This is a genomic window from Streptomyces sp. NPDC002640 (assembly GCF_053592575.1).
This window is the reverse complement of record NZ_JBSFVZ010000007.1, coordinates 16,749-40,903: the sequence shown is the minus strand read 5'-3', so window position 1 is coordinate 40,903 and position 24,155 is coordinate 16,749. Positions and strand designations below refer to the sequence as shown.

The window sequence follows — 24,155 nt, the reverse complement described above, 5'->3', positions numbered from 1 at the left end:
TGCTGTCCGCGCCCGTCCGACCTGTGTCCCATCCGTTACGAGTAAGCGAGCGTTAACCGGTGACGCGGCGACGACTACCGGGCATACTCACAGCGCGCAGCCGCCGACCTGCCGTTTTCCTCCGAGACCCGGAGGGGCGTCGGCTCTGCTCGTGAGCCGGCGGGACCCGCACCATCCACGCGGTCGCCCGCCCCGGCCCGTACAGGGAGGAGAACACCGCCATGACCGATCATGGTGCCCCGCAGCCGGTCGACCGCGCGCTGCCCACCGAGGAGGCCCGGGACCTGCTCGCCCTGGTCCGCGACATCGCCCAGCGCGAGATCGCCCCCAAGGCGGCCGACGAGGAGGAGGCGGGCGTCTTCCCGCGCGACCTCTTCACCCTGCTGTCCGAAGCCGGTCTGCTCGGCCTGCCCTACGAGTCCGAGCACGGCGGCGGCGACCAGCCCTACGAGGTCTACCTCCAGGTCCTGGAGGAACTGGCCGCGGCCCGGCTCACCGTCGGCCTCGGGGTGAGCGTGCACACCCTCTCCTGCCACGCCCTGGCCCACTTCGGCACCAAGCAGCAGAAGCTGGAACACCTCCCCGCCATGCTCGGCGGCGGCCTGCTGGGCGCCTACTGCCTCTCCGAGCCCGCCTCCGGCTCCGACGCCGCCTCGCTGCGCACCCGCGCCGTCCGCGAGGGCGGCGACGGCGACTGGGTCGTCGAGGGCACCAAGGCGTGGATCACCCACGGCGGTGTCGCGGACTTCTACACGCTGATGGCCCGCACCGGCGTCGAGGGCCCCCGCGGCATCAGCGCCTTCCTGGTCCCGGGCGACGCCCCCGGTCTGAGCGCGGCCGCACCCGAGAAGAAGATGGGCATGAAGGGCTCACCCACCGCCCAGGTCCACTTCGACGGCGTCCGGCTCGCGGACGACCGCCGGATCGGCGAGGAGGGCCAGGGCTTCGCCATCGCCCTCGCCGCCCTCGACTCCGGACGGCTGGGCATCGCCGCCTGTGCGATCGGCGTGGCCCAGGCCGCGCTGGACGCCGCCACCGCCTACGCCGGCGAGAGGCGCCAGTTCGGACGGCCCATCGGCGACTTCCAGGGCCTGCGCTTCCTGCTCGCCGACATGGCCACCCAGGTCGAGGCGGGCCGCGCCCTCTACCTGGCCGCGGCACGACTGCGCGACGCCGGCCGGCCGTTCTCCCGGCAGGCGGCCATGGCGAAGCTGTTCTGCACCGACGCCGCCATGAAGGTCACCACCGACGCCGTCCAGGTCCTCGGCGGCTACGGCTACACCGCCGACTTCCCGGTGGAGCGCCACATGCGGGAGGCCAAGGTGCTGCAGATCGTCGAGGGCACCAATCAGATCCAGCGGATGGTCATCGGACGTCACCTGCTGGGCCCCGAGTCCCGCTGACCGGTCCACGCCGGCCCGGCGGGGTCGCCAGGCGGTTCCACTCCGGGTCGTTCAGGCCCGGAAGGGTCCGCCCTCCGTCCGCCCAGCTCCGCATCAGGTCGCGGTAGATGGGCGGGTCCTCGGACGCGGGCGCCGGCACCGCCGGCGCCTCCACCGGGCCCGGGACGAACACGCGTCGCCGTCGGGCGACGGCCGAAGAGGTTGCGGTCATACCGGGAGAACGCCCGGGGCGGCGACACGTCACCCCGCCGGGCGTCAGCGCATCAGTTCGGGCGCCTCAGGCGGCGCGGCGCATCTCGCGGCGGGTGATGGGGGCGCGCATGGGGCGCGATCCCGGACCGCCGACGTGCGAGAAGGGCTGCGTCCGCCAGTCCAGCCCGGCGGGCAGCGTGAGCAGCAGGCCCGTCTCCTGCTCCTGGAGGTCCGTGCCCGCGTCGGCCGGCTCGGCGTCCGCGGCGTTCCGGCCGGTCCCGGCGCACACGGTGAGCCCGAACGGGTTCCACGGCGAGGCGCACAGCGCGTGCTCCGGCAGGACGTCCTCGTCCGCCAGGAGGGCGATGGGCTGCGCGCAGTCCGGGCACACCACGCGGTACATCTCGAAGGTGTCGTAGGCGTCGAACTCGTCGTCGGCGTCCGGTTCGACGCCCTCCGGCTCGGGCTCGACGACCTGCTGGAACTTCCTGGACGCGGAGCGGCCAGGGCGCTGAAGACTGTGCATCGGGTAACTCCCCCTCGGGCTGGGCCTGAGGCTCTGCGGCCTCGACCACAGCAAGCATTTCCCTGCACCCCGGGCAGGTAATCACGTGAACATCATGGAGCGGGGTCAGGAAGTGTGTCCTTCATCACATACTCATGCGCAAACGCCCCATGCGCGCCGGTCGCGCCCCTCCGGACGACCGACCCGTGGACGCGTATGGGCCGGACGATCTCCCGCCCTGTACGTTTTCCGCATGGAGGCGCTGGACCGAGAGATCGTGCGACTGCTCGTCGAGGACGGGCGGATGAGCTACACCGACCTGGGCAAGGCCACGGGCCTGTCCACCTCGGCGGTGCACCAGCGGGTGCGCCGGCTCGAGCAGCGCGGCGTCATCCGCGGCTACGCGGCGGTCGTCGACGCCGAGGCGGTGGGGCTGCCGCTGACCGCGTTCATCTCGGTGAAGCCCTTCGACCCCAGCGCCCCCGACGACATCGCCGACCGGCTGGCCGGCGTGCCCGAGATCGAGGCCTGCCACAGCGTGGCCGGGGACGAGAACTACATCCTCAAGGTGCGCGTGGCCACGCCCCACGAGCTGGAGGAACTGCTCGCCCGGGTGCGCGCCCTGGCCGGCGTCTCCACCCGCACCACCGTGGTCCTCTCCACCCCCTACGAGAGCCGCCCGCCCCGCCTCTGACCCCCTCCGCGCCCGCCGCACCCCCGTGCGCGGGGCGTTGCCGCGGGGCGGGACACTGGTGCCATGAGTAATGGCACCGCCCCGACCTCCCGCACCGTGCTGCTGCGCGGAGGTGAGGTCCACAGCCCCGCCGACCCCTTCGCCACCGCCATGGTCGTCGAGCACGGCCATGTCGCCTGGGTCGGCTCCGAGGGCGCCGCCGACGCCTTCGCGGACGGGGTCGACGAGGTCGTCGACCTGGAGGGCGCCCTGGTCACCCCGGCGTTCACCGACGCCCACGTGCACACCACCGGCACCGGGTTCGCCCTCACCGGCCTGGACCTCTCCGGCTGCCCCTCCCTGGAGGAGGCGCTCGCCCGGATCCGCGCCTTCGCCGCCTCCCGCCCCGCCGACCGGGTGCTGCTCGGCCACGGCTGGGACGCCGCCCGCTGGCCCGGCGGCCGCCCGCCGGCCCGCGCCGAGCTGGACGAGGCCACCGGCGGCCGCCCGCTGTACCTCTCCCGGGTGGACGTCCACTCCGCCGTGGTGACCACCGCGCTGCTCGACCTGGTCCCCGGCGTCACCTCGGCGACCGGCTTCGCGGCGGACCGGCCGCTCACCGGCGACGCCCACCACGCGGTCCGCGCCGCCGCCTTCGACGCCGTCACCCCCGCCCAGCGCGCCGAGGCCCAGCGGGCCGCCCTGGCCCACGCCGCCTCCGTCGGCATCGGGACGGTCCACGAGTGCGGCGGACCGACCATCTCCTCCGAGGACGACTTCACCGGCCTCCTCCGCCTCGCCGCCGAGGAGCCCGGCCCCCGCGTGGTCGGCTACTGGGCGGAGCAGGACGTCGCCAAGGCCCGCGAGCTCGGCGCCCACGGCGCGGCCGGCGACCTGTTCGCCGACGGCTCCCTCGGCTCCCACACCGCCTGCCTGCACGACGCCTACGCCGACGCCGGCCACAGCGGCACCCCCTACCTGGACGCCGCCGCCGTCGCCGCGCACGTGGCCGCCTGCACCGAGGCGGGCCTCCAGGCCGGCTTCCACGCCATCGGCGACGCCGCCGTCACCGCCGTGGTCGAGGGCGTCCGCGCCGCCGCCGAGAAGGTCGGCCTGGCCCGGATCCGCGCCGCCCGGCACCGCGTCGAGCACGCCGAGATGCTGACGGAGGCGACGATCGCCGCCTTCGCCGAACTCGGCCTCACCGCCTCCGTGCAGCCCGCCTTCGACGCCTTCTGGGGCGGCGAGGACGGCATGTACGCCCAGCGCCTCGGCGTGGAGCGGGCCCGCACCCTCAACCCGTTCGCCGCCCTGCTGCGCGCGGGGGTGCCGCTGGCCTTCGGCTCCGACAGCCCGGTCACCCCGCTCGACCCGTGGGGCACCGTGCGGGCCGCCGCCTTCCACCGCACCCCCGAGCACCGCGTCTCGGTCCGCGCGGCCTTCACCGCCCACACCCGCGGCGGCTGGCGGGCCGTCGGCCGGGACGACGCCGGGGTGCTGGTCCCGGGCGCCCCCGCCGACTACGCGGTCTGGCGCACGGGGGAGCTGATCGTGCAGGCCCCCGACGACCGGGTGGCCCGCTGGTCCACCGACCCGCGCTCCGGCACCCCCGGCCTGCCCGACCTCACGCCGGGCGGCGAACTCCCGGTCTGCCTGCGCACCGTGGTGGGCGGCGAGACGGTCTTCGTACGGCCGGGCGAGTGATCTCTGGCACCGGGCGTCCTCCCGGGCGCCCGGGCCGTCCGCGGCGCGGTGTGCGCGGGCGGGCGGGAAGAACCGTTCTTCCGGACGCCCTCCGGGGTCCTCGGGCCCGGGTTTGACAGGGCGCGGCGGGCGGCGGGTAGGTTCGGCCGGGTCCACCACCGGACGCCCGACCGGGAGCCTCCGCGCACTCGCGGTGCCGTCGCTGGGTCGGGCCGGTGCGCCGGGGCGGCGCACCGGCCCGCTGTGCCAGGCCCAGCGGCCGTGACGCCCGAGGGAGGTCGTGGCCGGTCGGCAGGTGAGACCAGGGCGGGGTGCCGGCGCTCAACAGACAACGGCCTTCGGCGGATCCGCAGCCGGCGGATCCCGGGCCGGCCCGAAGGGCACCGGCCCCCGCCTGGCGGCCCCTCCGCCACCCCACCGGCCCCGCCACGCGCCGCCTGCGGGTCCCCGCGCCGCGCGCCGCCTCCGGGTCCCCGCGCCGCGCGCCGCCTGTGGGTCCCCGCGCCGCGCGCCGCCTCCGGGTCCGTGCGTGCGGCACGCGCCGCCTCGGGGGGCCCTGGGCCACGTGCGGCCTCCGGGGCCCTGGGCCACGTGCCGCCTCCGGGGCCCTGCCCGTGCGGTCTTCGCGGTCCCGCTGCCGCCGCCCGCGTGGTCGCCGAGGTCCGGCCCCGTCCCCGCGGACCCGGGGCCCCGCGCTCACCCGGACCACGCGGCCGTCCGGACGGTGCACGCCGCGTCGCCGTGTCCGCCGGGAGGCCTCCGCACTAAGGTGGTCCCCTGCGTACGGACTCGGCTGTGCACGGCGCCCGCCTCCGCGCGGACGACGGCGCGGAAACGGAAGGGCAGCAGTGAACGACGGCCTCGGGGCCCCCGCTGCGGGCGGCCAGGAAAGACGGTTCGGCCCGCTCGGCAAGGCCTTGGTGATCATCCCCACCTACAACGAGGCCGACAACGTCGCGCCCATCGTCCGCCGCGTCCGGGCCGCCGTCCCCGAGGCGTACGTCCTCGTCGCCGACGACAACAGCCCCGACGGGACCGGCAAGATCGCCGACGAGCTGGCGGCCGAGGACGGCCACGTGCAGGTCCTGCACCGCAAGGGCAAGGAAGGGCTGGGCGCCGCCTACCTGGCCGGCTTCCGCTGGGGCATGGAGCACGGCTTCGACGTCCTGATCGAGATGGACGCCGACGGCTCCCACCAGCCCGAGGAACTGCCCCGGCTGCTGACCGCCCTCAAGGGCGCCGACCTGGTGCTCGGCTCCCGCTGGGTGCCCGGCGGCCGGGTCGTCAACTGGCCGCGGACCCGCGAGTTCATCTCCCGCGGCGGCAGCCTCTACTCCCGCGTCCTGCTGGACGTCCCGATCCGCGACGTCACCGGCGGCTTCCGCGCCTTCCGCCGGGCCACGCTGGAGGGGCTGGGCCTGGCCGACGTGGCCTCCCAGGGGTACTGCTTCCAGGTGGACCTGGCCCGGCGGGCCGTGAAGGCCGGCTACCACGTGGTCGAGGTGCCGATCACCTTCGTCGAGCGGGAGCACGGCGACTCCAAGATGAGCCGGGACATCCTCGTCGAGGCGCTGTGGCGGGTCACCGCCTGGGGCGTGACGGAGCGGGCCGGCCGGGTCCTCGGGCGGCCCCGGCGCGGCTGAGCGAGGTCACCAGGCACACTGGAGACATGACGACCGGCCCTCAGCGCTCCTTCCCTCCGCCCTCCGGCTCCTCCGGTTCCACCGACTCCTCCCGCCGGGCCCGCCGACCCCGCTCGCGGGCCTGGACCGCGGTGCCCCTCGGAGTGGCCGCGTGGCTGGTGCTGGAGATCTGGCTGCTGACGCTGGTCGCCGACGCGGCCGGCGGATTCACGGTGTTCCTGCTGCTGGTCGCCGGTCTGCTGCTGGGCAGCGCGGTGGTGAAGCGGGCCGGACGGCGTGCCTTCCGCTCGCTGGACGCCGCGGTCCGCGGGCGCGGGACCGGTCAGGAGCCCGGCCCCTCGGAGAACGAGGGTAACGGGTTCACCATGCTGGGCGGCATCCTGCTGATCGTCCCGGGCATGATCACCGACGTGCTGGGGCTGCTGCTCCTCGTGCCGCCGGTCCAGCGCACGGTGCGGGGCGCCCTGGAGCGGACCGTGGAGCGCAGGCTGGCCCGGGCGGCCACCGAGATGGAGGGCCTGTTCCAGCAGGCCCGCATCCACCGGCCCGACGGCAAGGTCGTCCCCGGTGAGGTCGTCCGCGACGAACCCGCCGCCGGCCGCGACGGCCAGGAACCCCGCCCGCCGCTGGTGCCCTGAGCCCTGCCGCGCCACACCGGCGCGGCAGGGCGCCTCCGCACACCTCCGCGGACAAAAAGGCGAACTGGCGGACAAACGAACACGGCCGCGGGCGCCGTACGTGAAGATCACGTGCGGCGCCCGCGGCCGTGTTGCGCGGGTCGCGACGCTGGAACGCGGTGGCTACGCCGACTTGCGGCGCGTGTCGCGCGGATGAACGGCGATGTTCATCGCTCCGGACCGCAGCACCGCGAGACGTTCCTCGAGAACTTCCTCGAGTTCCTCACGGGTACGGCGCTCCATGAGCATGTCCCAGTGGGTACGGGCCGGCTTCGCCTTCTTCTCCTCCGGTCCGTCGCCGTCCACAAGGAGTGCCTGGGCCCCACAGACCTTGCACTCCCACTCCGGCGGGATCTCCGCCTCGACCGAGAAGGGCATCTCGAATCGATGCCCCTTCTCGCATGCGTACTCCACCGCCTGGCGCGGGGCCAGGTCGATGCCGCGGTCGGTCTCGTAGCTGGTCACCACGAGGCGCGTGCCGCGAAGAGCTCGCTCACTCATGAATCGTGCCTCCCGGGCTTGTCGCCCACAGGACAGGTGTCGCTGTCGTCGTCATCCGGCTCAACGTCCGGTCGGCGGTAAAGATTCCCGTTCCGCGCCAATGCGTCGCCGTCGTAGCCGCCCTTGTTGTACCCGCCATCGCCCGGTTTGTCACATCTGACAGAAGATGTCACTCGACGTCTCGGCATCCTTGTCGCGCAGTAACGGTACGGCTGGCAGGCCAAACGCGTACACTACCGCCCCGCCATCCCCGCCGCCAAAAGCGTCAGAGCTTCTCCGGAACCGTGTTCCCCGCCTCGGCCACGGCACGCCGCACAGGGATGCGAGCGAGGAGCAGGAATCCGAGTGCGAAGAAGACCACCAGGGAGATGATGGCGTCCCGGTAGCTGCCGGTCAGCTGATAGGTCACCCCGAACACCAGCGGGCCGAGCCAGCTGGTGCCCCGGTCGCTGATCTCGTAGGCGGCGAAGTACTCGGCCTCCTTGCCCGGCGGGATCAGGTGGGAGAAGAGCGAGCGGGAGAGCGCCTGGCTGCCGCCCATCACCAGGCCGATGCCCGCCGCCAGCGCGAAGAACCAGACGGCGTCGCCGGCCGGCATGAAGTAGGCGGTGCCCACCACCACGGTCCAGGCGGCCAGCGAGCCGAGGACGGTGCGCTTGGCGCCGTGCCGCCGGGCGATCCGGCCCAGCGCCAGCGCGCCGGCCACCGCCAGGACCTGCACCAGCAGCACCGCCGTGATCAGCGTGGTCTGCTCCAGGCCCAGCTCCTCGGAGCCGAAGATCGCCGCCTGGGAGATCACCGTCTGTATGCCGTCGTTGTAGACCAGGTAGGCGAGCAGGAACGCCAGGGTCAGCGGGTGGCGGCGCATGTCGCGCAGCGTCTCCAGCAGGCGCCGCGGCGCGGAGGCCGAGGCCCGCGCCTCGGCCTCCGGCACCGTGCGGTCGCGCAGGCGCCGCAGCGGGATCAGCGCGAAGACACCCCACCACACGCCCGCCGAGGCGAGGCAGATGCGGACCGCGACCGACTCGGACAGGCCGAAGGAGTCGTGCATCGTGTACAGCACCAGGTTGAGCACCAGCATCAGCGCGCCCGCCGCGTAGCCGAACGCCCAGCCCTTGGAGGAGACCGCGTCGCGCTCCTCGGGCGTGGAGATCTGGGGCAGGAAGGCGTTCGAGAGCATCGCCGCCACCGACTGGGAGGCGTTGGCGACGATCAGCAGCGCGCCGCCCAGCAGGTAGCGGTCGCCGTCCAGGAAGAACATGCCGGTGGTGGCCGCGGCGCCCAGGTAGGCGAAGACCGCGAGCAGCGGCTTCTTCCGTCCCGTGCGGTCCGCGACGGCGCTGACCAGCGGCATCAGCACCACGGCCACGATCACCGACAGGGAGACCGTGTAGGCGAAGAACGAGCCCGCGCTCACGGGTATCCCGAGCGGGCGGACCAGGCCGTCCTCCCCGGCGGCGGCCTTGGTGACCGAGGTCAGGTACGGGCCGAGGAAGACGGTGAGCACGCTGGTGGAGTAGACCGAGCACGCCCAGTCGTAGAAGTACCAGCCGCGCTGTTCACGTCGACGCCCGTCGGCCGTTCCGGCCGCCCCGGTCTCCACAGTGATGGTGCCCACCCGATCCTCGCTTCGCGCCGTGGGAGCCGCGCGCGGTCAGGCCCAGACCCCCCGGTCCGCCATCACCGCGCGCAGCGTGTCGATGTGATCGGTCATGATGCCATCGACACCCAGGTCCAGGAGCCTGTGCATCAGCACCGGATCGTTGACCGTCCAGACGTGGACCCGCAGGCCGCGGACGTGGGCGGTGCGGACGAAGCGGCGGTCCACCACGGGGATCCCCGCCTGGGAGACCGGGACCTGCGCGGCGAGCGCCGTGGCCCGCGGTCCGACGGGCAGACCCCAGGAGCGCAGCCGGAGCCCGAGAACGCCCGCGACGCCGTACGAGGTGGCCAGGCGCGGGCCCGCCAGCCGCTGGGCGCGCGCCACCCGGGACTCGGAGAACGAGCCGACGCAGACCCGGTCCCAGGCCTTCGTCCGCTCCAGCAGGTCCAGCAGCGGCAGCAGCGCCCCCTCCTCCTTGACGTCCACGTTCCAGCGGCAGTCGGGGAAGGTCTCCAGGAGTTCGGAGAAGAGCGGCACCGGCTCACGGCCCGCCACCCGCGCCTGCCGGACCTCGCTCCACGGCAGCTCGGCGATGCGGCCGGTGCCGTCGGTGACGCGGTCCAGGGTGTCGTCGTGGAAGGCGACCAGGACGCCGTCGGCCGTGACATGGACGTCCGTCTCCATGTACCGGTAGCCGGCCTCGGCGGCGCGGCGGAACTGGAGGGCGGTGTTCTCCAGGCCGTCGGCGTCCCCGCCGCGGTGGGCGAAGGGGATCGGACCGGGGTGGTCCAGGTAGGGGTGGCGGGTGCGGGTCGTCGTCACGGACGCAGTATGGCGTCCCGCGGCTCCGGTGCCGAGAGGGGGGCGGCCGCCCGCTCCACGACCCGGGAGGACCGGCCGCCGGGCGTGAAGAGGCGGAGGAAGAACTGGACCAGCGGGCCGATCGCCAGCGCGTAGAGCAGCGTTCCCACACCCACGGTGCCGCCCAGCAGGAACCCGGTCACCACGACGACGACCTCGATCGCGGTGCGCATCAGGCGGATCGAGCGGCCGGTGCGGGCGTGCAGCCCCGTCATCAGGCCGTCCCGCGGACCCGGGCCGAAGCCGGCGGCTATGTAGAGGCCCGAGGCGGCGCCGTTGAGCACCAGGCCGGCGAGGAGCAGGAACCAGCGCGCGGCTGGCGCGCCGGTCTCCGGCACCAGGGCGAGGGTGGCGTCCATCGTGAGGCCCACGACGAAGACGTTGGAGACGGTGCCGAGGCCGGGGCGCTGGCGCAGCGGTATCCAGAGCAGCAGGACCAGGGCCCCGATCAGGATGGAGACGACGCCCACGGTCAGGCCGGTCAGCTCCGACACACCCTGGTTGAGCACCCCCCACGGTTCGAGACCGAGTTCCGCGCGCAGCAGCAGCGCGGTGCTGACCCCGAAGAGAGCGAGGCCGAGATAGAGCTGGACGAGACGTCGGGCGAGCACGAGGACCCCCTGTGGTGATGGTGGACCGACCCGTGTCACTCTGTGGCTCGCGTCGTACGGCCCGACAGGGCCAATTCGGGGAAGGTGGACTGGACCGATGCAACGGTGGACCTCTGTGGTGGGAGCCGCCCAGCTCGCCCGGCAGCTCGCCTCGCAGCAGCAGGAGCGTCCCGCCCGGCCGGGACAGCGGCGGCCGCCCGCCTACCGGGCGCTCGCCGACGGCATCCGGCTGCTGGTGCTGGAGGGGCGGGTGCCCGTCGCCGCCCGGCTGCCCGCGGAACGTGAGCTGGCCCTGGCGCTGTCGGTCAGCCGGACCACCGTGGCCGCCGCCTACGAGGCCCTGCGCGGCGAGGGCTTCCTGGAGTCACGGCGCGGCGCGGGCAGCTGGACCGCCGTCCCGCCGGGCAACCCGCTGCCCGCGCGCGGCCTCGAGCCGCTCCCGCCGGAGTCCCTCGGCAGCCTGATCGACCTGGGCACCGCCGCCCTGAACGCGCCCGAGCCCTGGCTCACCCGCGCCGTCCAGGGCGCCCTCGGAGAACTGCCGCCCTACGCCAGCACGCACGGCGACTACCCGGCCGGGCTGCCCGCCCTGCGCGCCACCATCGCCGCGCGGTACACCCGGCTCGGCGTGCCCACCATGCCGGAACAGATCATGGTGACCACCGGCGCCATGGGGGCCATCGACGCCATCTGCCACCTCTTCGCGGGTCGCGGCGAGCGGGTCGCCGTCGAGTCGCCCAGCTACGCCAACATCCTGCAGCTCATCCGTGAGGCGGGGGCGCGGCTGGTGCCGGTCGCCATGGGGGAGGGCGTCTCGGGCTGGGAGATGGACCGCTGGCGCCAGGTGCTGCGCGAGTCCGCGCCCCGGCTCGCCTACGTGGTCGCCGACTTCCACAACCCGACGGGCGCCCTGGCCGACGAGGAACGCCGACGGCTCCTGGTCGACGCCGCCCGGGCGGCGGGCACGGTCGTGGTCGCCGACGAGACCATGCGGGAACTGCCGCTCGACGACGACGTCGACCTGCCGCGGCCGATGTCCGCCTTCGACCCGGCGGGCTCCTCCGTGATCACGGTCGGCTCCGCGAGCAAGGCGTTCTGGGCCGGGATGCGGATCGGCTGGGTGCGCGCCGCGCCCGAGATCGTCCGCTCCCTGGTCGCCGCCCGCGCCTACGCCGACCTGGGCACACCGGTGCTGGAGCAGCTCGCGGTGGCCTGGCTGATGGACACGGGGGAGTGGGACGACGCCGTCGCCTGGCGGCGCGCCCAGGCCCGGGAGAACCGGGACGCCCTGGTGGCGGCGGTCCGGCGGGAACTGCCCTCCTGGGAGTTCACCGTGCCGACCGGTGGTCTCACCCTCTGGGTCCGCACGGGCGGGCTGTCCGGGTCGCGGATCGCCGTGGCCGGCGAGCGGGTCGGCGTCCGGGTGCCCTCCGGCCCCCGCTTCGGGGTGGACGGGGCGTTCGAGGGCTACGTCCGGCTGCCGTTCACCGTGGGCGGCGCGCTGGCCGACGAGGCGGCGTCCCGGCTGGCCGCCGCGGCCCGCCTGGTCGAGTCCGGCACCCCCCTCGGCGCGGAGCCGCCGCGCACCTTCGTCGCCTGACGGCTTTCCTGGGCCCGGGCGGGGGTCCGCCGGGCCGCGGGCGGGGATGTGCGGGTCGCGGTCACCTGGGGCGAGGGTCCGCCAGGGGCACGGGGTCACCATGCCGTCGGCTGCGGCTGCGGCTGCGGCTGCGGCGGGGCCGGCGGGGTTGCGGATCGGGGCGCCGGGCCGTTGCGGGGGCCGTGGGGCGGCGGACGGGGCGCCGGGCCGTCGGTCGCGGGGCTGCGAGGCCGACGGTCGCGGGGCTGCGGGGCTGCGGATCGGGGGCGCCGGGCCGTGGTCGCGGGGCTGCTGGGGCGTGGGGCGGCGGAGCGGGGCGCCGGGCCGACGGTCGCGGGGCTACGGGGCTGCGGCTGCGTGTTGGGGGTGCTGGGGGGCAGGGGGCCGGTTCCCCCGCACGTCCGTCGCCTCGCCGACCCTTCCCCCGGCCCGGGCCGAGGGAACGGCCGCCGCGGGTTCGGGAGCGCGCAGGGCCGCTCGGGTGCCCGGCCCGAGGGGCGGCTAGAGCTCCGCGCGGGCCGGGGTCGCGGGTTCCGTCACCTCGGTGGGGATGCCCGGCTCGTCCAGGGACCTGGGGTCCTTCACGATGTCCACCGCGGGCACACCCGCGACCTCCGGGGGCTCCGCCAGCTCGTTGACGCCGTCGTCGGAGGGGGCGGCAGCCGCCGCGGCCGGCGACGCGCCCGCCGCGCGGGGCGGCAGCAGCTCCAGGACGGCGCTGCGGTGGGTCTCCTCGGCCGCCTCGTCGTACGGGTCGGGCGTCGCCGGCACCTGCACCCGCAGCACGGGCCCCGCGCCCAGCCGCGCGTAGCCCCGGCCGGGCGGCACCAGCGTCGGCGGCGTCGTCCGGGGCGCCGCGCCCAGCACCGCCGTCAGCTGCGCCACCGTCGCGGGCCCGAGCAGCACCCGCGCCCTGGTGTGCTGCCGGACCGCCTTGCTCAGGGCCTCCGCGCTCTCCAGGTGCTCCGCCACGACCACCGTCACCTGGGCCGCCCGCCCGTGCCGCAGCGGCACCTGGAGCAGCGCCTGGGGATCGCCCCCGCCCTCCGCCGCCGCCAGGTGGCCCAGCGCGGCCGGACGGTCCACCACGATCCACAGCGGCCGCCGGGTGTCCTCCGGCACCGGGAGCCCGGACTGCCGGGCCCGGTTGGCCGCGATCAGCCGCCGCTCCGTCTCCCGCGCGGCCCACTCGAGCGAGGCGCGCGCTCCCGCCGGGGAGCACTCCACCGCGACGACGCCGTTGCGTCCGGTCAGGCAGGCGTATTCCCCGGCGGCGCCGCCGTCCACGATCAGCACGTCCCCGTGGCGCAGCGCCTGCAGTGCCACGCTCCGCAGCAGCGTCGACGTGCCGGTGCCCGGGGAGCCCAGGACCAGCAGGTGCGGCTCGGTGGAGCGGGCGCCGGTGCGCCACACCACCGGCGGCACGTCCCGCCCCTCCTCGCCCTCGCCCAGCGGCAGCGTCCGCGGGACCTCGGTGGAGTCCGTGAAACCGAGGACCGTCTCACCCGGCGCCGTGACGAACGACTGCGCCGTGATGTCCGCGGGGAGCGGGGGCAGCACCTCCAGGGTGAGCCGGTTCGCCTCCTCGTCCCAGACGAAGCGGTACTCGCGGCCCCGGCCGGCCTTGGCGTGCAGCAACTGCTCGACGCGGGCGCGGGCCTCGGCCTCGCCGTCGGTGAAGTAGGCGGGATAGCGCAGCACCAGCCGGGAGACCCGGCCGGTGTCGTCGAACTCGTGCACCTCGAAGGGCCCCTGCCACTCCCCGCCGTGCGCGTACAGGGGCGCCGGGTCCTCGGCCGCGGAGAAGTAGGGGACCAGTGCCTCGTAGAGCGTCCGCAGGCGCTCGGCCTGCTCCTCGTCCGGGGCCCCGGCGGGCCGCCGGGAAGAGCCGTCACGGCCCGTCCACGCGGCCGCCGCCATCAGTGCGGCGGCCGCCGTGACGGGCCCGTAGGGCGTCAGCACGACCACCAGGAGCACGGACGCCACCAGGAACAGCAGGGGACCGCGCCGGTCCTTCGGGGTGCCCGACCACTTCCGCCGGGCCCCGACGGCCAGGCGCCCCAGCCCGCGGGCCACCGTGATCAGAGGATGCAGGACGTCCGTGGCGCCGGCGGCCGCCGTCCGGGCCACCTCCCGCCCGCGGACGATGCTTCCGCCGCCGTTGCGCAGGATGTGGGGGAGGGGACGCCGGGCCACGTGAGGTCTCCTGAATGCCGTGCTGCGGGGTGGTTGCGGGTGGGAAGGCGGCCGGATCCGCCGACGGTCAGAACTTCAGCCCGCCCAGCAGGCTCGCCAGGCTCTCGCCGCCGGCCTTGATGCTCGGCGCGATGGCCGTGCTGGACAGGTAGAAACCGAAGAGGACCGAGACGACGGCGTGCGAGGCCTTGAGGCCGTCCTTCCTGAAGAACAGGAAGACGACGATGCCGAAGAGTACGACGCCGGAGATGGACAGGATCATGGGGATCTCCTGGTGTTCGGGTGGGGACAGTCACCACGAGTTGTTCCAGGATCACAGCATGTATCCATACGACAAAAGGTGCAACTGGGTGATTCCCCGCACATTTCCGCCAGTTGGTCGAGGTGTCGTGGCGGATTCGGGGTGCCCGGTGGCGTACGGCCGGTGCCGCGCCGGGGCGGGTGGACGCCGACGATCCTCACCGTCCGCGCCCCGGGGGCCGGGCAGCGATCTCCGGCATGTCGTCGATTCACTCGTACGGTGGGGCGTGTGATCCGGTGCGCACGCCCCCCGCGGGGCCGCCCCGGCCGGACCCCGGTCCGGCGGTTCACCCGCACGCCGTAGGCTCTGCGGAGTCCGGTCACCCGGACGCCCGCCCCCGGACCGGAGCCGGTCACGCGCGGCGGAGCCGGGCCCCGGCCGTCCACGCGAGGCCGGCGGGCAGCGGCGAGAAGCAGGCGCGGTGCACGGGACCACCGCACGAGGAGAGAGGCGGACCGGGCGATGAGTGAAGCCCCCGACCCCGAGGTCGTCGAACTCGCGACCAGGATCTTCGCGATGGCGCGCAAGGGCGAGACCGAGGAGCTCGCCGCGTACCTCGACGCGGGCGTTCCGGCCGACCTCACCAACGACCGCGGCGACTGCCTGGTGATGCTCGCCGCCTACCACGGCCACGCGGACACGGTCCGCGCCCTGCTGGCCCGCGGCGCACAGGTGGACCGGGTCAACGACCGCGGCCAGACGGCGCTCGCGGGCGCCGTCTTCAAGGGGGAGACGGACGTGGTCAGGGCCCTGCTGGAGGGCGGCGCCGACCCCGCCGCCGGGACGCCCTCGGCCGTCGACACGGCCCGCATGTTCGGCCGCGCCGAGGTGCTCGAACTCTTCGGCACCGCCTGACTTTTGACCCTCCTCGCCCCGCTGACCTCGGACGACGTCCGACCGTCCGCCGGGCGGGCACGGGGGGACGCTCCGGACGGCCGTGCCGAAATCCGGTCGCCAGGCGACGAACCCGCGCGTCATGATGGCGGGGTGATTTACGGACGCGACGGTTGGGCAGGAGTTGCCGAACCGCGTGGCCCGTGACCGGTCCGCGAGGACCACCGACGAGAGGCAGAGGAAAATGGTCTACCACGAGCAGAAAACGGCGGGAGCCCGGACGTGTTGTCGCGGCCAGGTGCAGTGATCTCCCGGTTGCGTCGACGCTTGATGTGAGGCTGTTTCCCATGTTCGATCCGGTCATAGCGCCCAGTGGCACCCTGCTCGGCCTGCTCCAGAGGGGCCGAGGCGACGGGACCCTGCACGCGCTCACCGCCCCCCGCGCCGAGGCCCTCGCGGCCCTCGACCGGTGTGTGCTCAACGACCCGCGCCACGACTGGCAGCTGGAGAACCGCTCCCTTTACTACGCCCGGCTCTGTCTCGACCTCGACGGGGGCCTGGAGGCGATCGAGGCCCACCTGCTCGGACCCGCCGACGTCCTCGACGCCGACGAGCACCGGACCGGGCTCGCCCTGTCCGTCCTCGGCCACCTCGCCTCCTACGGCCGTCGCGACGCCCTCGAGCTGCTGCGCCGCTACGCCGCCCAGGGCTCCAACTGGGCGTGGGCCCTCGACGAACTCGCCCTGCGCGACGACGACGCCGGCCTGCGCTCCCTCGCCGAACCCGTGCTGGCCCGCTTCCCGGCCGGCCCGGAGGGCGACGCCGAACTGGCCACCGTGGTGCGCGACGCCTTCGAACCCCGGCCCTGGCGGCTGTGGGCCGACGACCCGCGCCCCGCCGTCCGCGACCGGATCCGCGCCGCCCGTGAGGCCGCCAGCTTCGACCGCTGGCAACGACAACTCGACACCACCGGCCCACGGCCCTCCTGGAGCGTCCGCGCGATCCTCGAGTGGGCCCAGCAGGGCACCGAGCGAGGCGTCCAGCTCCAGGCGCCCGCCGCCCGCTGCCTGCTCGCCGTGGCCGGCCCGGAGGACCGCCCCGAACTGATCGAGGCCGCCAGGTCCGGCCCCGACGGCGCCCGCTGCGCCGCCCTGCGGCACCTCGCCGACACCGGCGACCCGCAGGCCCTCGACCTGATCGAGGCCGCCGTCGCCGGCGGCACCGCCGCGGTCCAGGACGCCGCCGTGGACGCCTTCGAGCGGATGCGCTCCGCCCAGGCCGTCGACGCGGCACGCACCTGGTCGCACCGGCCCGACCCGCTCGGCGCGGCGGCCGGACGGGTCCTCGCGCTGCGCGGCGAGGCCCGCGACGGCGCGCTGGTGCTCGCCGCGCTGCGCGCCGCCGTGCGGACCGAGGGGCCGGACGCACCGACTCTGTGGACGCTGGTCGACGGCGCCGGACGCCTCGGCATCGCCTGCGCGGCGCCGGTCCTGCGCCACGTCTACCGCGAGACGGCCTCCTCCTCCCTGCGCGGGAGGGCCGCCCGGGCCCTGGCCGCCACCGACCCCACCTTCGCGGCGGGGTTCGCGGTGGAGTGCCTGTGGGACTGCGAGGAGACCACGCGGGAGCTGGCCGCGCGGGTCGCCGAGACGGGGGACGCGCGGGTCGCCGAGCGCCTCCGCCGCCTGGCCGCCGACCCCGCCGAGGAGGACGACGTCCAGCTCGCCGTGCGCACGCGCATCGCCACGGACAAGTCCGCCGCCTGACCCCTGCCCCCGCCCGTGCCCCAGCGGCACGGGCGGGGGCGGCTTCTACGGCGGTTTCGCGTGCGGCGGCACGGGCGTGCGGCGCCGTCATCCGCCGCGTGCGGTGCCGGGGTGCCGTATTGCGTGGCCCTACCGCCCTACCGCGCCAAGGCCCCGCCGTCCCACCGCGCCGCCTGCCGATTCCGGCTCCGAGGTGCCGTGTCCGCGTGGCCCCACCGCGCCTGCGCCGCCCCGCCGAGTTCCGGTCCGGGGTGCCGTGTGTGGCCCCACCGCTCCGCCGCACGTCCGTGCCCCGCACCGCAGGGTGCGGGCCATCGCGCCGTGTGCCCCGCCTGGCCGCTGCGCCGCCCGGTCGGCTCCGCCGTACCGGGTGTGCGGCGTGTAACCGGCCCGCGCGCCGGGTCCGCGCACCGCGTGAGGTGATGCCCCACCCACCCTGGCCCGAGGCGGCTCGGCGGGAGCTGCGCACGGCATCGTCGCCGCCGCGGTGCCGCCCTCCGCAGCCGGCCCACGGGGCCCGTCCGGCCCCGCCCGCGCGCCCCGTCACCGCGCCGTGCAAGCGGCCCACGCGCCCGGCGGACGGTCGTCACGGGACGTTCCGCCCCCGGACACACCCCCGTCGACCCCCGCACCCCCACGCCGACGACAACACTCGTATGCGTGTCGTCATCGTCACCGAGTCGTATCCCCCGGACCTCAACGGCGTCGCCCACTGCGCCCACCAGACCGCCCGGCACCTCGCCGCCCGCGGTCACAGCCCCCTCGTCGTCGCCCCGGCCGCCGGTCCCGCCGCCCCGGAGGCCGACCGGCTCGCCCCCTGCCCGGTCGTCCGCGTCCCGTCCGTGCCGCTCCCCGGCTACCCCCAGGTCCGCGTCGCCCTTCCCGGTCGTCGGGTCGGCGCCGTCCTGGAGGCGTACCGCCCCGACCTGGTGCACCTGGCGAGCCCCTTCGTCCTCGGAGTCCGCGGCATGGCCGCCGCCGCCCGCCTCGGCATACCCGCCGTCGCCGTCTACCAGACCGACCTGGCCGGATACGCCCGCACCTACGTCGGCGCCGGAGCCGGCACCGCCTGGCGCCGCATACGCCGCGTCCACGCCGCCGCCGACCTCACCCTCGCCCCGTCCCGCTCCGCCCTCGCCGACCTGCAGGCGCACGGCGTCCCCCGGGTGCGGCTGTGGCCCCGCGGCGTGGACACCGACCGGTTCCACCCCGCCCACCGCGACCAGGAGCTGCGCCGCCGCCTCGCCCCCGACGGCGAGGTGATCGTCGGCTACGTCGGCCGTCTCGCCCCCGAGAAACACGTCGAACTCCTCTCCGGCGTCTCCGCGCTGCCGGGAGTGAAGGTCGTGATCGTCGGCGACGGCCCGAGCAGGGAATCCGTGGCACGCGCGCTGCCGGGCGCCACCCTCCTCGGCGCCCGCTCCGGTGACGAACTCGCGCGCGTCTTCGCCTCGTTCGACGTGTTCGCGCACACCGGACCGTTCGAGACCTTCTGCCAGACCGTCCAGGAGGCGATGGCCTGCGGGCTGCCGGTGATCGCCCCCGCCGCGGGCGGCCCGCTCGACCTGGTGGAGCCGGACCGGACCGGCCTGCTCGTCCCGCCCCTCGACGCGGACGCCCTGCGGGAGGCGGTCCGGACCCTCGCCGCCGACCCAGCCCGGCGCCTCGCGTATGGCGCGGCCGGCCGTACCGCCGTCGAGACACGCACCTGGCAGGCCGTGGGCGACAGGCTGCTGACCCACTACACGGAGGTCCTGCGGACCAGGACGGCGGTGGCCGCATGAGCCTCACCCGGACCACCGGCCGGCCGCTGACCATCGTCCGGCTCGCCAACTTCGTCTCCCCGCACTCCGGGGGACTGCGCACCGCCCTGCGTGAACTCGGCACGGGGTACGCCGCCGCCGGTCACCGCCCCGTGCTCGTCGTGCCGGGCCGTGACCACTCGGACGTGGAGACCGAGCAGGGCAGGGTGATCACCCTGCCCGGCATCGAGGTGCCCGGCACCGGCGGCTACCGGGTCCTCACCGACCGGCGGCGGCTCGCCGGCCTGCTGGAGGACCTAGCCGCCGACCGGCTGGAGGTGAGCGACCGGACCACCCTGCGCTGGACGGGGGAGTGGGCCCGCCGCGCCGGCCTGCGCGCGGTGATGGTCGCCCACGAGAGCGCCGAGGGCGTCCTGCGCACCTGGGGCGTGCCCGGCGGTGCCGCGCGCCGCGCCGCCGACCGCCTCAACCTCCGTACCGCGTACGCCTATTCACGTGTCGTCTGCACCACCGGGTACGCCGAGCGGGAGTTCCTGCGGCTCGGCGTCCGCAACGTGGTGCGCGCCCCGCTCGGCGTCGACCTGACCCTCCGCAGCCCTCTGCTCCGGGACCCGGCCGAACGCGCCCGGTACGCGGCCGCCGACGAGCACCTGCTGCTGCTCTGCTCCCGGCTGTCCGTGGAGAAGCGCCCCGGCACGGCGCTCGACGCGCTGCGCGTCCTGCTGCGGCACGGGGAGCGGGCCGTGCTGGTCGTCGCGGGGGAGGGGCCGCTGCGGGAACGGCTTCGGCGCCGGGCCGAGCGGGAAGGGCTGCCCGTGGTGTTCCTGGGGCACGTCGCCGACCCGGCACGGCTCGTCGCGCTCCAGGCGGCGGCCGACGTGTGCCTGGCTCCGGGGCCGGCCGAGACCTTCGGGCTCGCCGCCCTGGAGGCCATGGCCTGCGGCACGCCCGTGGTGGCCAGCGCCTCCTCCGCCCTGCCCGAGGTGATCGGGCCGTCCGGCGCGGTGGCCCCGGACGGCGGGGCGGGCTTCGCGGACGCGGTCCGCCGCGTGCTGGCGGTGCCCGAACCGGTACGCCGGGCCGCCGCCCGGACCCGCGCGGAGACCTTCGACCGGGACACCGCGATCCAGGCGTTCCTCCGCGCTCACGACGCCCTTCCCCGGGTGACGGCCCGATGAGCGGCCACCGCGCCCCGGGCGGCCTGCGCGGCGACCCCGCGTCCCCGGCCACGCCGCCTGAGGGCCGTCAGCCCGCGGCCACGGCGGTCCCCGGGGACCCGGGCGCGGCGGACGGGTCGCCGCCTCCGCCGGTTCCGGGGCCACCGCCTCCGCCGGTTCCGGGGCCGCCCGCCGGCCCGCCCGCGGCCTCGCTGCAGGCCGACGTCCTGACGAGCCGACCCGGACCGCCCACAGCGCCTCCGCAGCCCGCGCCGCCCACAGCGCCTCCGCAGCCCGCGCCGCCCGCCGTGCCTCCGCAGCCCGCGCCGCCCGCCGTGCCTCCGCAGCTCGGGACACCCGCTCCCTTCGCCCCACCCGGCCTGCCCGCTCCCTTCGCCCCACCCGGCCCGCCCGCTCCGTCCAGTTCCGCCGGTCCGCCGATCCCGCCCTCGCCGTCCGTCCCGCCCGCTCTGCCGATCTTCCCCACGCCGTCCGGACCGCCCGGCGGGTCCGCCCGGCCACCGTCGGCCGAGGCGTCGGCCCCCGCCCGGGCCGGGGCCCGGCCCGACCGGCAGGGCGAGCAGGGGAGGCGCGGGCTCCCGCCCCGTGGGGCAGAGGCCCCGGCGCGGGGCCGGCCGTCGCGTCCCCCGGCGGCGTTCCGGTTCGTGGCCCTCGGCGACTCCCTCACCGAGGGCGTCGGGGACCCGGTGGGGCGGCGGGGCTGGGCCGCGCTGCTGGCCCAGGGGCTCGGCGACCGCGTGGAGTTCACCAACCTCGCGGTCAGCGGCTCCCTCACCCGCGACGTACGGGAGCGCCAACTGCCCGCCGCCCTCGCGCTGCGGCCCGACCTCGTCTCCGTGGTCGTCGGGGTGAACGACACCCTGCGCGGCTCCTTCGACCTCCACGCCGTCGCCCGCCGCCTGGACGCCGTCTACGCCGCCGTCACCACCGGCGGATCCGCGCTGCTCACCGCCTGCCTGCCGGACCCCGGCGCCATGCTCCGCCTGCCGTCCGCCCTCGCGGCCCCGCTGGCCCGCCGCCAGCGCGGCGTCAACGAGGTGGTGCACGCCCTGTCGGGCAACCACGGCGCGCTGCACCTCCACCTCGCGGACGGCGCCTGGGACGGCGACCCGGCCCTGTGGAGCGTGGACCGGCTGCACCCGGGCGAACGCGGCCACCGCGCGCTCGCCCGCGCCTTCCACGCCCTCCTCACCGACGCCGGTATGGCCGACGGGCCCCCGCCCGACGCCGAGCCCCGCCTCCCGCCGCCCGCCCGCGCCGCCGGCCTGTGGTGGATGGCGACCCGCGGCACCGCCTGGGTGGCCCGACGGAGCGTCGACCTGCTGCCCCAGCTGCTGCGCCTGGCCGCCGTGGAGACCGGTCACCGGATGCTGGGCACCACGGCCCGCCTCGACCGCGCGGCCTCACGGGCCGTCGTCTCCGCACTCGCCGCCCTCACCCCACCCCTCGCTCCACCCCTGGCCCCACCGCTTGCCCCGTCCCGGTGACGCCCGTCGCATAAGCGCCGTTTCGACCGGTGTCACCCCGAGGACCTACGCTGTGCACCGTGACATCGCCCGTGACGACCCCCGTCGAACTGCCCCGCCCCGGTTCCGCGCTGCCGCGCCTCGCCGTGGGCCCGGCGGCCGACGAAGGGCTTGCCCGGCGCCTGCGCGCGCTCGCCTGCACCGCCCCGCTGCACGACCTCGACGCGCGCAAGGCCAACCTGTCGGGCGAGTTCTCGGTGTACGGCATGGCCGAGGTGGCCCTCGCCGCCATCGACCTGGTCACCCTCACCATGGACTTCGACACCGGCGCCGACCACGAGCAGATCGTCGCCCGGCTGATCCCCCGCGTCGCCGCCCAGGCCCCCACCCGCCCCGCCACCGAGCACGAACGGGTGGCCCGCTGGGTGCTGGAGAGCCTGATCAACGTCGGCAGCGTGGACCGCGGCTTCCGCGCCGTCTACGGCACCTTCACCGCCGACGGCGTCTACGTCCGCCGCGACTACGACTTCAAGCTGATCGAGGAGGTCCCCGGCCCCGGCGGCGGCGTGTACCTGCGCACCACCGACGAGGCGGTCAACGTCCTGGTCGGCGCCCTCGACACCGACGTGACCAGCGCCCAGATCGCGGCCGAGGTGAAGCTCGAGGTCCTCATCAACCGCGGCCGCCTAGCCGACGCCCAGCTCGCCGCCGAACAGGCCCGCTACCGCACCGTCCAGTACTCCGAGACGCTGCGCCGCGCCCTGGAGGCCACCCGGCGCAACGTCCGCGCGGTGGACTGGCTGAACACCGTGCCCGACATGATCGCCGAGGCCCTCGACCACGTGGCTGACCGCTACCGGCACGAGAACGCCATCCTCACCAACATCCGCAAGGCCCGCGACGAGACCGAGGACCCCGGGCACAAGCGCCGCGCCGCGGAACTGGTGGACATCGTCAAGGACTGCATCCGCCGCCACACCCAGCTCCAGTCCCGCCTCCTGGAGGCCGGCCCGCTGTTCCGCGCCGAGCAGGACCGCCAGGCCTTCGCCACCCCCACCCGCACCGCCGGCACCGACCTCTACGGGCAGCTCCTGGCCCCCGTGCTGCCGCTGCCCGTGGAGCAGTCGATCCGGGTCACCGACGCGTTCTTCGCGCACGGCGTCGGCCTGCGCACGCCCGGTTCGGTCCGCATGGGGGACATGGTCGACCTGCTGCTCACCCCGCCGGCCGAGCGGGAGCACCTGGGCGCCGAGATGCCCGAGCCCGACCTGATCGCCACCCCGGACGACAGCCGCTTCAGCGAGGAACAACTGGCCGCCGCCACCGAGCTGCTGGACCTGCCGCACGACGCGCCCCGCCGCCTGTCCGGCCTGCTCGCCGAGGCCCGCCGCCAGGACCCCGACCTGCCCTACCTGGTCGCCCTGCTCGCCGTCCACGCCGCCAGCCCGCCCGTCGGCACGGCCTACCGGCAGGGCGAGCCGCGCCTGCTGTTCGCGGTCGACGACGGCGCCGAACTCGACGACCCCGAGTTCGGTGGCGCCGACCTGATAGTGGGCACCGCCCTGCTGGACGCGGCGGGCATGGCGGCCGACCGGCGCGACCCCGCCTGAGCGCCGCCGGCGCCCCGCCCCGCCCGCACTTCCCCCGCGTACGACCGTGTCCGACCCCAACGAGGAGCACCAGCAGTGACCGAGTCCGCCGAGTGGAGCGACCCCACGGCGACCGCCCCGCAGGGCGCCGCCACGGGCACGCCCACCGTGTCACCCGCGGACGCCTCCGACGCCGCCCGCCTCGTCGCCTTCGGCCTCCAGCCCAAACTGCAGCCGGCCCGCGACCAGGAGTACGCCGACCTGCTGCGCCGCTACCGCGAGGACCCGCCGTTCGCCCGGCTCGCCGACGCCGTCGCCACCGGGCTCGGCCTCATCGTGCTGGAGGTGTCCCCGCGCGCGGGAATGGCGGTGACCGCCGCCGAGGGCTCCGTCTTCGCGGTCCGCATGGGCGACTACGCGCGCCGCGCCTCCTCCGACACCGCCGACCGGTTCCTGCACGGCCTGGCCCACCTCGCGGTCGCCGCGCTCGCCTTCCCCCGCCCGGAGGACCTCGCCGACGACGGCTACATCGGGCGGGTCACCGTCAACGGCGTCGACGCCTTCGTCCGCCAGGCCTGCCGCCGCCTGGAGGAACGCGCCGAGGAACAGGGCGAGAACACCGACCCGGTCAGCGACGCCCCCGGGCTCGAGGCCGCCTGGCGCGTCTGGACCCGGCGCAGCGCCACGGGCGCCACCAAGGACTCCCGCCGCCTGTCCGGCTCCACCACCGGCATCGTCGCCAAGGCCGTCGCCTTCCTCGCCGACTCCGGCTTCCTCCAGCGCACCGGCGACGAGGGCGGCGGCACCTACCGCACCACCGCCCGCTACCAGCTCCAGGTACGCGACATGGCCGGCAGCGCGGCCATGAGCGAGCTGCTGGAACTGGGCGTGGTCCCGGTCACCGACGGCACGGCCACCCTGCTGCCCCCCGACGACACCGAGGACCTCGACCTGGTCGCCGACGCGGGACTGCCGTTCCACTCCTGACCGCCCGCGGCCCGCGTCCCCGCACCGCCCGCAGCCCCGTCCCCACCGCCCGCAGCCCCGCCCCCCACCGCCTGCACGCCGCACAGAAGACTGACGAGAGCC

The 24,155-nt window shown here is 75.8% G+C and carries 20 protein-coding genes; 13 read left to right on the top strand and 7 right to left on the bottom strand.

Features of this window, described 5'->3' with window-relative positions:
- Positions 1 to 221: 221 nt before the first annotated feature.
- Positions 222 to 1,403 carry an acyl-CoA dehydrogenase family protein gene (locus ACWD3O_RS11485; RefSeq protein WP_451415723.1) on the top strand — a complete coding sequence of 394 codons (1,182 nt, stop codon included), beginning with the start codon at positions 222 to 224 and terminating at the stop codon, positions 1,401 to 1,403.
- Positions 1,404 to 1,680: 277 nt separating this feature from the next.
- On the opposite strand, the gene ACWD3O_RS11480 is transcribed toward ACWD3O_RS11485, so the two are convergent.
- Positions 1,681 to 2,121 (bottom strand): hypothetical protein, encoded by a 441-nt coding sequence (locus tag ACWD3O_RS11480; RefSeq protein ID WP_451410894.1) that lies wholly within the window; start codon positions 2,119 to 2,121, stop codon positions 1,681 to 1,683.
- Between the two features lie 232 nt (positions 2,122 to 2,353).
- Here ACWD3O_RS11480 and ACWD3O_RS11475 point away from each other — a divergent pair, with 232 nt between their 5' ends.
- From ACWD3O_RS11475 to fxsA, 4 genes are all read left to right on the top strand, one after another.
- Positions 2,354 to 2,794: an Lrp/AsnC family transcriptional regulator gene (locus ACWD3O_RS11475; RefSeq protein ID WP_356134105.1), complete on the top strand. Its 441-nt coding sequence runs from the start codon at positions 2,354 to 2,356 to the stop codon at positions 2,792 to 2,794.
- Between the two features lie 63 nt (positions 2,795 to 2,857).
- Positions 2,858 to 4,477 carry an amidohydrolase gene (locus tag ACWD3O_RS11470; RefSeq protein ID WP_451410893.1) on the top strand — a complete coding sequence of 540 codons (1,620 nt, stop codon included), beginning with the start codon at positions 2,858 to 2,860 and terminating at the stop codon, positions 4,475 to 4,477.
- 848 nt (positions 4,478 to 5,325) lie between these two features.
- Positions 5,326 to 6,120, top strand: a complete 795-nt coding sequence (locus tag ACWD3O_RS11465; protein ID WP_451410892.1) for a polyprenol monophosphomannose synthase — start codon at positions 5,326 to 5,328, stop codon at positions 6,118 to 6,120.
- Between the two features lie 26 nt (positions 6,121 to 6,146).
- The gene (gene fxsA / locus ACWD3O_RS11460; RefSeq protein ID WP_451415722.1) at positions 6,147 to 6,758 is read left to right on the top strand and encodes an FxsA family membrane protein; all 612 of its coding nucleotides are present in this window, start codon (positions 6,147 to 6,149) and stop codon (positions 6,756 to 6,758) included.
- A 162-nt stretch (positions 6,759 to 6,920) separates the two neighbouring features.
- On the opposite strand, the gene ACWD3O_RS11455 is transcribed toward fxsA, so the two are convergent.
- The 4 genes from ACWD3O_RS11455 to yczE all read right to left on the bottom strand — a co-directional run bounded on the left by ACWD3O_RS11455 (position 6,921) and on the right by yczE (position 10,373).
- Positions 6,921 to 7,298: an RNA polymerase-binding protein RbpA gene (locus ACWD3O_RS11455; RefSeq protein ID WP_108957122.1), complete on the bottom strand. Its 378-nt coding sequence runs from the start codon at positions 7,296 to 7,298 to the stop codon at positions 6,921 to 6,923.
- A gap of 265 nt (positions 7,299 to 7,563) precedes the next feature.
- On the bottom strand, positions 7,564 to 8,916 hold the full coding sequence (locus ACWD3O_RS11450; protein ID WP_451415721.1) for an MFS transporter: 1,353 nt from the start codon (positions 8,914 to 8,916) through the stop codon (positions 7,564 to 7,566).
- Between the two features lie 36 nt (positions 8,917 to 8,952).
- The gene (locus ACWD3O_RS11445; RefSeq protein WP_451413986.1) at positions 8,953 to 9,723 is read right to left on the bottom strand and encodes a glycerophosphodiester phosphodiesterase; all 771 of its coding nucleotides are present in this window, start codon (positions 9,721 to 9,723) and stop codon (positions 8,953 to 8,955) included.
- Positions 9,720 to 10,373 (bottom strand): membrane protein YczE, encoded by a 654-nt coding sequence (gene yczE / locus ACWD3O_RS11440; RefSeq protein ID WP_451413985.1) that lies wholly within the window; start codon positions 10,371 to 10,373, stop codon positions 9,720 to 9,722. The genes ACWD3O_RS11445 and yczE overlap by 4 nt, the downstream gene beginning before the upstream one ends.
- Positions 10,374 to 10,470: 97 nt before the next feature.
- On the opposite strand from yczE, the gene ACWD3O_RS11435 reads away from it, so the two are divergent.
- The gene (locus ACWD3O_RS11435; protein WP_451415720.1) at positions 10,471 to 11,973 is read left to right on the top strand and encodes an SCO1417 family MocR-like transcription factor; all 1,503 of its coding nucleotides are present in this window, start codon (positions 10,471 to 10,473) and stop codon (positions 11,971 to 11,973) included.
- Positions 11,974 to 12,474: 501 nt separating this feature from the next.
- On the opposite strand, the gene ACWD3O_RS11430 is transcribed toward ACWD3O_RS11435, so the two are convergent.
- Together ACWD3O_RS11430 and ACWD3O_RS11425 are read right to left on the bottom strand one after the other, a co-directional pair.
- Complete coding sequence (locus ACWD3O_RS11430) at positions 12,475 to 14,169, bottom strand: hypothetical protein (protein WP_451415719.1); 1,695 nt, start codon at positions 14,167 to 14,169, stop codon at positions 12,475 to 12,477.
- A gap of 67 nt (positions 14,170 to 14,236) precedes the next feature.
- Positions 14,237 to 14,431, bottom strand: a complete 195-nt coding sequence (locus tag ACWD3O_RS11425) for a hypothetical protein (protein ID WP_451415718.1) — start codon at positions 14,429 to 14,431, stop codon at positions 14,237 to 14,239.
- Between the two features lie 501 nt (positions 14,432 to 14,932).
- Here ACWD3O_RS11425 and ACWD3O_RS11420 point away from each other — a divergent pair.
- The 7 genes from ACWD3O_RS11420 to ACWD3O_RS11390 all read left to right on the top strand — a co-directional run bounded on the left by ACWD3O_RS11420 (position 14,933) and on the right by ACWD3O_RS11390 (position 24,053).
- On the top strand, positions 14,933 to 15,325 hold the full coding sequence (locus tag ACWD3O_RS11420) for an ankyrin repeat domain-containing protein (protein WP_451415717.1): 393 nt from the start codon (positions 14,933 to 14,935) through the stop codon (positions 15,323 to 15,325).
- A gap of 326 nt (positions 15,326 to 15,651) precedes the next feature.
- Positions 15,652 to 17,070, top strand: a complete 1,419-nt coding sequence (locus ACWD3O_RS11415) for a HEAT repeat domain-containing protein (protein ID WP_451415716.1) — start codon at positions 15,652 to 15,654, stop codon at positions 17,068 to 17,070.
- A gap of 656 nt (positions 17,071 to 17,726) precedes the next feature.
- Positions 17,727 to 18,854: a glycosyltransferase family 4 protein gene (locus ACWD3O_RS11410; RefSeq protein ID WP_451415715.1), complete on the top strand. Its 1,128-nt coding sequence runs from the start codon at positions 17,727 to 17,729 to the stop codon at positions 18,852 to 18,854.
- On the top strand, positions 18,851 to 20,011 hold the full coding sequence (locus ACWD3O_RS11405) for a glycosyltransferase (protein ID WP_451413979.1): 1,161 nt from the start codon (positions 18,851 to 18,853) through the stop codon (positions 20,009 to 20,011). The genes ACWD3O_RS11410 and ACWD3O_RS11405 overlap by 4 nt, the downstream gene beginning before the upstream one ends.
- A gap of 644 nt (positions 20,012 to 20,655) precedes the next feature.
- Positions 20,656 to 21,498, top strand: coding sequence for an SGNH/GDSL hydrolase family protein (locus tag ACWD3O_RS11400; RefSeq protein ID WP_451415714.1), 843 nt, complete (start codon positions 20,656 to 20,658; stop codon positions 21,496 to 21,498).
- 59 nt (positions 21,499 to 21,557) lie between these two features.
- Entirely contained in the window at positions 21,558 to 23,087 is a 1,530-nt protein-coding gene (locus ACWD3O_RS11395; RefSeq protein WP_451415713.1) for a hypothetical protein, read from the top strand.
- 75 nt (positions 23,088 to 23,162) lie between these two features.
- Positions 23,163 to 24,053, top strand: a complete 891-nt coding sequence (locus ACWD3O_RS11390; RefSeq protein ID WP_451413976.1) for a hypothetical protein — start codon at positions 23,163 to 23,165, stop codon at positions 24,051 to 24,053.
- Positions 24,054 to 24,155: the final 102 nt, after the last annotated feature.

What these genes read in the sequence shown, in the direction of transcription:
- ACWD3O_RS11485 (WP_451415723.1), top strand. Translation starts at nt 222, where the DNA reads ATGACCGATCATGGTGCCCCGCAGCCGGTCGACCGCGCGCTGCCCACC.
- ACWD3O_RS11480 (WP_451410894.1), bottom strand. Translation starts at nt 2,121, where the DNA reads ATGCACAGTCTTCAGCGCCCTGGCCGCTCCGCGTCCAGGAAGTTCCAG.
- ACWD3O_RS11475 (WP_356134105.1), top strand. Translation starts at nt 2,354, where the DNA reads ATGGAGGCGCTGGACCGAGAGATCGTGCGACTGCTCGTCGAGGACGGG.
- ACWD3O_RS11470 (WP_451410893.1), top strand. Translation starts at nt 2,858, where the DNA reads ATGAGTAATGGCACCGCCCCGACCTCCCGCACCGTGCTGCTGCGCGGA.
- fxsA (WP_451415722.1), top strand. Translation starts at nt 6,147, where the DNA reads ATGACGACCGGCCCTCAGCGCTCCTTCCCTCCGCCCTCCGGCTCCTCC.
- ACWD3O_RS11455 (WP_108957122.1), bottom strand. Translation starts at nt 7,298, where the DNA reads ATGAGTGAGCGAGCTCTTCGCGGCACGCGCCTCGTGGTGACCAGCTAC.
- ACWD3O_RS11435 (WP_451415720.1), top strand. Translation starts at nt 10,471, where the DNA reads ATGCAACGGTGGACCTCTGTGGTGGGAGCCGCCCAGCTCGCCCGGCAG.
- ACWD3O_RS11425 (WP_451415718.1), bottom strand. Translation starts at nt 14,431, where the DNA reads ATGATCCTGTCCATCTCCGGCGTCGTACTCTTCGGCATCGTCGTCTTC.
- ACWD3O_RS11420 (WP_451415717.1), top strand. Translation starts at nt 14,933, where the DNA reads ATGAGTGAAGCCCCCGACCCCGAGGTCGTCGAACTCGCGACCAGGATC.
- ACWD3O_RS11415 (WP_451415716.1), top strand. Translation starts at nt 15,652, where the DNA reads ATGTTCGATCCGGTCATAGCGCCCAGTGGCACCCTGCTCGGCCTGCTC.
- ACWD3O_RS11410 (WP_451415715.1), top strand. Translation starts at nt 17,727, where the DNA reads ATGCGTGTCGTCATCGTCACCGAGTCGTATCCCCCGGACCTCAACGGC.
- ACWD3O_RS11405 (WP_451413979.1), top strand. Translation starts at nt 18,851, where the DNA reads ATGAGCCTCACCCGGACCACCGGCCGGCCGCTGACCATCGTCCGGCTC.